Annotated in this window: 4 protein-coding genes, 1 tRNA gene and 1 pseudogene; 1 reads left to right on the top strand and 5 read right to left on the bottom strand. The window is 57.2% G+C overall.

Annotated elements, in window-relative coordinates; all coding sequences use genetic code 11:
• From F8I07_RS02150 to polA, 5 genes are all read right to left on the bottom strand, one after another.
• Window positions 1-219: KH domain-containing protein (locus tag F8I07_RS02150; RefSeq protein ID WP_292655134.1), on the bottom strand; the 219-nt coding region annotated here is incomplete at its 3' end.
• An 8-nt stretch (window positions 220-227) separates the two neighbouring features.
• Window positions 228-458 (bottom strand): 30S ribosomal protein S16, encoded by a 231-nt coding sequence (gene rpsP, locus F8I07_RS02155; RefSeq protein WP_292655137.1) that lies wholly within the window; start codon window positions 456-458, stop codon window positions 228-230.
• 114 nt (window positions 459-572) lie between these two features.
• Window positions 573-648, bottom strand: a tRNA-Arg gene (locus F8I07_RS02160).
• A 74-nt stretch (window positions 649-722) separates the two neighbouring features.
• Window positions 723-3830, bottom strand: coding sequence for a cytochrome c biogenesis protein CcsA (gene ccsA / locus F8I07_RS02165; protein ID WP_292655140.1), 3108 nt, complete (start codon window positions 3828-3830; stop codon window positions 723-725).
• A gap of 123 nt (window positions 3831-3953) precedes the next feature.
• Complete coding sequence (polA, locus tag F8I07_RS02170; protein ID WP_292655143.1) at window positions 3954-6659, bottom strand: DNA polymerase I; 2706 nt, start codon at window positions 6657-6659, stop codon at window positions 3954-3956.
• Window positions 6660-6750: 91 nt separating this feature from the next.
• On the opposite strand from polA, the pseudogene F8I07_RS02175 reads away from it, so the two are divergent.
• Window positions 6751-6933, top strand: a pseudogene (locus tag F8I07_RS02175) (alkylphosphonate utilization protein); the annotation flags it as partial.

A 6933-nucleotide genomic window follows, 5' to 3' on the forward strand; every position in this document is an offset into this window, starting at 1 on the left:
CCGGTAGTTCTTGCCGCCTTTGGCCTTGCAGCCGGAGATGACGGTTTTGATCGCGTTGATCATTCGGCCCTCTTTGCCGATGAGCTTGCCCACATCATCAGGATGGGCATAGAGGAGGATCTCGTCGTACTGCTCATCCAGCGGCCGTTCTTCGAGACGCAGCGCTTCGGGATGTCGGACGATGAGCCGGGCGTAGGAGAGGATGAAGTCCCGGACCATGGAGGGACTTACTTCTTGCCGGCGAGACGCTTGACGGTGGGGCTCATCTGAGCACCGACGCTGAGCCAGTAGTTGAGGCGCTCTTCGTCGAGTTTGATCTCTTTCTCTTTGGAGACGGGGTTGTAGAAACCGATGGACTCAATCCAGCCTCCGTCTCTGCGCTTGCGGCTGTCGGTGACGACGATGCGGTAGAAAGGCTTCTTTTTGCGTCCCATGCGGGTCAGTCTGATAACGGTCATTGTACTTCCTTGAATAGATGTTTGAAAAGTTCTGACAACTCTCTTTGACGGTAAGAGACTCATCAGGACTTTTGGGAGCGCATTATACCAAAATGTGCTGAAGATTGAAAGTCATGGTACCCCCAGGAGGACTCGAACCTCCAGCTAGGCCTTAGGAGGGCCCTGCTTTATCCTGTTAAGCGATGGGGGCGTGGAGAAAAACGGGTGCAATGATACTATGAATGCTCTTAGAAAATCCGGAACGTACTCCGGCATAAGACACGGCTATTTCAGCTTGCGGTTCCGGGCCGCCAACAGGATCAGGGCAAAGACCGACGCCACGGCGGGCCAGACCCATCCCGGGATGGGGACCGGATCTCCGGCGGCATAGGAGTGCATTCCGCTGAGATAGTAGTTGACCCCGAAGTAGGTCATGATGACCGAGCTATAGGCCAGCACCGCCGCCACATTGAAGGCATAGAGGTTGTTGAGTTTCGGGATGAAACGCATATGCACCACCGCGGCATAGACAAGAATCGTCACCGCCGCCCAGGTCTCTTTGGGATCCCAGCTCCAATAGCGCCCCCAGGATTCGTTGGCCCAGACTCCGCCGAGGAAGTTGCCGACGGTAATGAGTGCCAGGCCGATGAGGAGGGTCATTTCGTTGATGATACTCAGCTCTTTGATCGCCCGGTCGATATTGGGGTTGCCCGCTTTGCCGCGGAGAATGAAGAGGACCAGGACCAGCATTCCCAGCAGTGCCCCCAGCCCCAAAAAGCCGTAACTGGCGGTAATCACCGCCACATGGACCATCAGCCAGTAGGATTTGAGGACCGGCACCAGGTTGGTGATCTGGGGATCGAGCCAGTTGAGATGGGCGACGAAGAGGAAGATCCCCGCCAGAATCGACGTAGCCGCCATGGTCAGCGGAGAGCGGCGGGAGAAGACGAAGCCCGCCAGTACCGTGGCCCAGGCGATATAGAGAATCGATTCATACGCGTTGGACCAGGGGGCGTGCCCGGCGATATACCATCGCAGCCCCAATCCCACCGTGTGGGCGAAGAACGCGGCGATCAGTACCGCCAAGGTGATACGCACCGGCCACTTCAGCGAAAAATTCGGTTTGAGGATATGCACAAAGGCCAGGATCAGCAGCAAGAGCCCTGCCAGCAGATAGACAGGAACCAATCGGTTGAAGATATTGAACTTGTTGTAGGCGATCTCCATCTTGATATGTTCTTGGGAAGGGATGATCTCCCCACCGTAGAAGTACTGATACTTTTTGATTACATCCAGCGCCGAATCGGCCTTTTTCCATTGTCCGGTTCGGATGCCGTCTTCGACGTTTTTGAAATAGTTGGCTGTAATCAGGCGCACCAGCTCCGCCTCTTTGGGAGGGAATTTTTTCATGGCATCCAGGGGAGCGTACCAGCGGTGCATCTTGTCGCCCGCTTTGGGGAAGATCCGCAGCAATGTCCCCTGAAAGACCATGTAGGCTACATTGAGACGTTCGTCGGCCTTGAGAAGATCTTTGTCGTACTGGTTCCGATCCGCGGCCCGCTTCCGGGAGGCGGCCATGACATCCGCCCGCAGCAGATAGGCGCCGGTCTTTTTGTCGAAGAAATCGTCATAAGAGACATAGCGGGTCTCTTTGGGAAGGCCCAGCTTTTTGGCGATGAGGGGATGAGAGATCTTGATCATCCGCAGTTTCTGATAGACCTGGGGCTCCACCAACATCCCCAGCAGCACCTGATCCGCATTCATCCCCAGTATCTCATTTTTGCGGGCGATTTTGGAGAGGATCTCGTGAGCGACGGTATCCATGGGTTTCATCCGCCCGCCGTTCCCCTGGACCACCAGCGTTCCGAAACGCAGCGCGTGTCCTGCATCGATGGCGCTGATACTCTTGAGCTCCTGAGGCGTGATGGTCGAAGAGTCGATAGCGGCAGCCTGCAGCGGAGCCGCTCCCTGCCAGAGCATCCCAGCCAAGAACAATGCCGTTGCGGGTTTTTCCAGTTTTTTGAGTTTGCGGCGCAGAGCCTGGAAGCGTCCTTTGGGAGAGAGGTAGCTCCAGAGAAAGCCCAGCGCCAGCAGCAGATAGCCCAGGTAGGCGATCGGCGTCCCCGGATCATGATTGACGGAGAGCACTGTGCCTTTCTCATCCATATCGTAAGAGGATTGGAAGAAACGGTACCCCCGATAATCCAACACATGGTTCATGTAGATATGGTAAGGCATGGTAACGTTGCGCTCTTTGTCGATGACAGTGACGTAACTGGAGTAGGAGGCGGGGCTCATGGAGCCGGGATAGCGCTCCAGTTGAAAATCGTCCAGCTTGATAGCAAAAGGGAGCGGGATGATCCGAGCGCCGTAGCTGAGCTTCACCCCGATATCGGGGAAGTTGACGATCACCGGCGTCCCGGGCTGAGCCCGACGGCCTTTGAGTCGCACGACCTCACTTTTGCCGTTGTGACTCACCTTCATCACCAGCATCTGGGGATATTTTCCTCCCGGTTTGAGCGCGACGCTCTTCCAGGTGATCCGCGCTTTGGGATAGACCTTGCGCAGGACCAGAGAGTTGCCGGCGAAGGTGTAGAGTTTGCGAGGTTGGAAAGGATGGACTCCCGCCGGGAGTTCCCCGGCTTGCCGATCGGCCATATTCAACGTCTTCAGGGGAACAGGGGACTCGATCGTCAAATTGCCCTCTTTCTGAGTGATATAAATCGTCGGTTTGACGGTGGACTGTTTGCCTTCGAAGGAGAGGAGAAAGGTTCCCATATCCTTTTCACTCCCCTTGGCGAGATAGAGATCCTCCCCCTGTCCGCCGGCCGCCGCCTTCAACGCCAGAACCGTCGTCCCCTTTTTTGCATCGGGGACCGCCGTCTCCCGGGCGGCGGGAAGGTAATCCAGCAGCTCCAGACGGATCTTTTTACCGTTGAGCGTCAGGGTGTCGCTGATGTGATTTTTCGTCATCGAAGAGAGATAGAGAGGGCGCTCAAACTCGGTGATTTTGTCGTGATCTTTGAGCGCTACGTCGAGAATCATCCGATCACTGACCATGACACGGCTGCTCTCTCCCTCCCGGATGTGCTGGATACCTTCGTAGCCGGCATAACGAGTCACCAACGCTCCGATACCGATGAGCAACAGCGCCACATGCAGCACCAACTGTCCCCATTTCTCCCGGCGATACATACGAAAACGGATGATGTTGTAGAGAATGGTCGCACAGAAATAGAAGAGAAGCAGTTCGAACCATCGGGCGTTGTAGACCAGGGCCCGCGCCGTCTGGGTACCGTAGTCGTTCTCGATGAAGGTGGCGGCTCCGATCGCTACGGCGAAGATCAGCATCAAAGCCACGGCCACTTTCATGGAAAAAATCTTGTTCAACATTGTCATACCGCCTAATCACGTACGTAAAATTGGCCGATTGTACCGTGATAGATTTAATGCACAGTGTGTAGTTTCACAGAGGCGACAACTGTTAAGAATATTTTAAGGAATCTCCCCTTTCGCCTATTTCAACCGATCCCAGCTCTCGGCGATACTCACCGAACATTTCAGGGGAACCTCCAGCGGATAGATCCGCTCCATCATCTGCTGAAAACGCTCGGCAGTTTTTTGGGCCTCAGCTTCCCGGACTTCGAAGATCAGTTCATCGTGGATCTGCAGGAGCATCCGTGCGCTGAGCTCCTCTTCCCGGATCAGGGTGTCGATCTCCAGCATCGCCAGCTTGATCAGATCCGCCGCACTCCCCTGAAAGACGGTGTTGACCGCTTCCCGGAGGATCGCCGCCTTCATCATTCCCGAGGCCCCCTCGTAGTCGAAGACCCGACGCCGCCCCAGCAGCGTCTCCACATACCCCTGCTCTTTGGCCTGCTCCTGGATCGACTCCAGGTAGCTTTTGACCGTGGGGAAGGCGGCGAAATAGGCCTCGATGATCTCTTTGGCCTCCCGGGTGCTGATCCCCAGTTCATCGGCCAGTCGGCGGGAACCCATACCGTAGAGGAGACCGAAGTTGATCGATTTGGCGAAGTTCCGCTTCGCTGCCGCCTCCTCGGGGCCGAAGAGTTTGATCGCCGTGGCCATATGGATATCCTGATCCTCGGCAAAGGCTTCCCGCAGGGCCGCATCGCCGCTGAAGTGAGCCAGAAGCCGCAGTTCGATCTGGGAGTAGTCGATGGAGATGAGCCGGTGGCCTTCCTCGGCGACAAAAGCCCGGCGCACCCGGCGCCCCAGCTCACTGCGGACGGGGATGTTCTGCAGGTTGGGATCCTTGGAAGCCAGCCGTCCCGTGGCGGTCCCGGTCTGGACAAAGGTGGTGTGAATCCGCTGCCCGGGATCCTTGTGCGCCAGTTTGAGCAGGGGGTCGACATAGGTGCTGAGCATCTTCTGATGCTCCCGGTACTCCAGGATCTTCTCCACGATGGGATGCTCGCCGATGAGCCCCCTGAGGACCGATTCGTTGGTGCTGTAGCCGGTCTTGGTCTTTTGGCCCCCTTTGAGCCCCAGAGTGCCGAAGAGCACATTGCCCAGCTGCTGGGTCGACTTGATGTTGAACTCCGTTCCGGCCAGCGCGTGGATCTCCTCGGTCAGGCGAGCCAGCTCCCGGCGCAGCTCCTCCCCCAGCCGCTGCAGATGGCCGGTATCGACCCGAATCCCCAGGGTCTCCATGGCAATCAGGACGTTGATAAAGGGAAATTCCACCTCTTTGGCCTCTTTGAGCAGATGCTCCAGTCCCCCTTTTTCGAAAAGCTCCCGCAGACGGAAGTAGAGCTTGCGGGTCGCCCAGGCATCTTCCGCCGCATAAAAGGCCGCCTCTTCCAGAGCGACACTGGAGAAATCCTCCCCTTTTTTGACCGTCTCTTTGAAGGATTTCATCGTATAGCCCAGGAACTTCTGCATCAGGGCGTCCAGCCCTACCCGGCTCCCGGGATCCAGCAGCCAGGCCAGAATCATCGTATCGGCCTCGGGCTCGATCCGCTCCAGCCCCAGACGGTTGTAGAGCAGCGAGAGGTCGAATTTGAGATTCTGGCCCACGATACGATGCCCCATCAGCTTCCGGATGGCCGCTTCCGCCGCCGCAGCTCCCACCTGGGGCCCCACCCCTAGATAGCTGTGGGCCACGGGGACATAGTAGGCCCGATCCTCCTCGAAAGCGAAAGAGAAGCCCACCAGCTTCGCCGTGCGGGTATCCAGCCCTGAAGTCTCGGTATCGAAAGCCACCACCGCATCGGCAGGAATCGCCTCCAGGACCTTTTGTAACTTCGCCTCACTATCCAACAGTACCGCCTCGAAGGCTGCCGGGGCCTCTGGCCGCTCTTCCGCCGCCGCTTCCGATTTTCCGCCGCCGGAGCGGACTGAACCGTTCCCTTCCGCCCAACGCAAGGCCTGACGCATCTCGTACTTTTCAAACTCCTCTTTCAGCTCCGCCAGATAGTTGCGGTCTTCGAAGGCGTACTCCTCCAGCGCACAGCTGTCGAAGACATCGTCGACCAGCCGCACCAGCTCCCGGGAGAGAAAGGCCTGCTCTTCGTGTTCGGCCAGGAGCTTGCGGATCCTCGGAGTCCCCGCCTCCTCCAGATGGGCGTAGAGATTCTCGAGTGTGTGAAACTCGTTGATGAGTTTGGAAGCGGTCTTGGGACCGATGCCCGGCACGCCGGGGACATTGTCGCTGGTATCGCCGATCAGGGCCTGGAAATCGACGAAATCTCTGGGATGCACACCGAACTTCTCCAGACACCCCTTCTCGTCCACCGCCTTCTTCTTGACCCAGTCGTAGATATAGACCTGATCGTCGTCCAGGAGCTGATAGAGATCCTTGTCGGAGCTGACGATCTTGGCCACGATCCCCTGCTCCTTGCCGCATTTGGTCAGGGTGGCGATCACATCGTCGGCCTCGAAACGCGCCTTGCTCAGGTTGGCGAAGCCCATCTTCTCCACCCAGCGGATGGCTACGGGGAGCTGCTGCATCAGATCCTCCGGGGGGGCGGGGCGGTTGGCCTTGTATTCGGGATAGATCTCCTTGCGGAAGGTGGGCCCCTCGCTGTCCATGGCGAAGACGATGTAGTCGGTGGCATGATCTTTTTGGAGCTGATGGATGAAGTTGATAAAGCCGGTCAAAAGCCCCGTAGGAAACCCCTCGGAGTTCTTCAGCGGCGGCAGGGCGAAATAGGCCCGGAAAAAGAAGGCGAAGGTGTCGATGACGGTGATGGTTTTCATAAAAAAGCGCTCCGGATCAGAAAGGATAGATAGGGCGATTTTAGCGAAAATGCTATAATGCGCCCGATTTTATCTCCCCAAAAGGATATCTATGAGCCTCGAGACTCAACTCCGTGAACGGGCGGAAAACAAATGCGAACTCTGCGGCGCCACCGAGAACCTGAAAGTGAGGGAAGTGCCTCCCTCCGACGGCACGGCCGATCAATCGATTCTGGTCTGTGAAACCTGCGACAGCCTTATCGACAACCCCGAAGCCAACCCCAACCACTGGCAC

This window comes from Nitratifractor sp., assembly GCF_015487065.1.
Lineage (GTDB): Bacteria > Campylobacterota > Campylobacteria > Campylobacterales > Sulfurovaceae > Nitratifractor.

What these genes read in the sequence shown, in the direction of transcription:
- polA (WP_292655143.1), bottom strand. Translation starts at nt 6,659, where the DNA reads ATGAAAACCATCACCGTCATCGACACCTTCGCCTTCTTTTTCCGGGCC.
- ccsA (WP_292655140.1), bottom strand. Translation starts at nt 3,830, where the DNA reads ATGTTGAACAAGATTTTTTCCATGAAAGTGGCCGTGGCTTTGATGCTG.
- rpsP (WP_292655137.1), bottom strand. Translation starts at nt 458, where the DNA reads ATGACCGTTATCAGACTGACCCGCATGGGACGCAAAAAGAAGCCTTTC.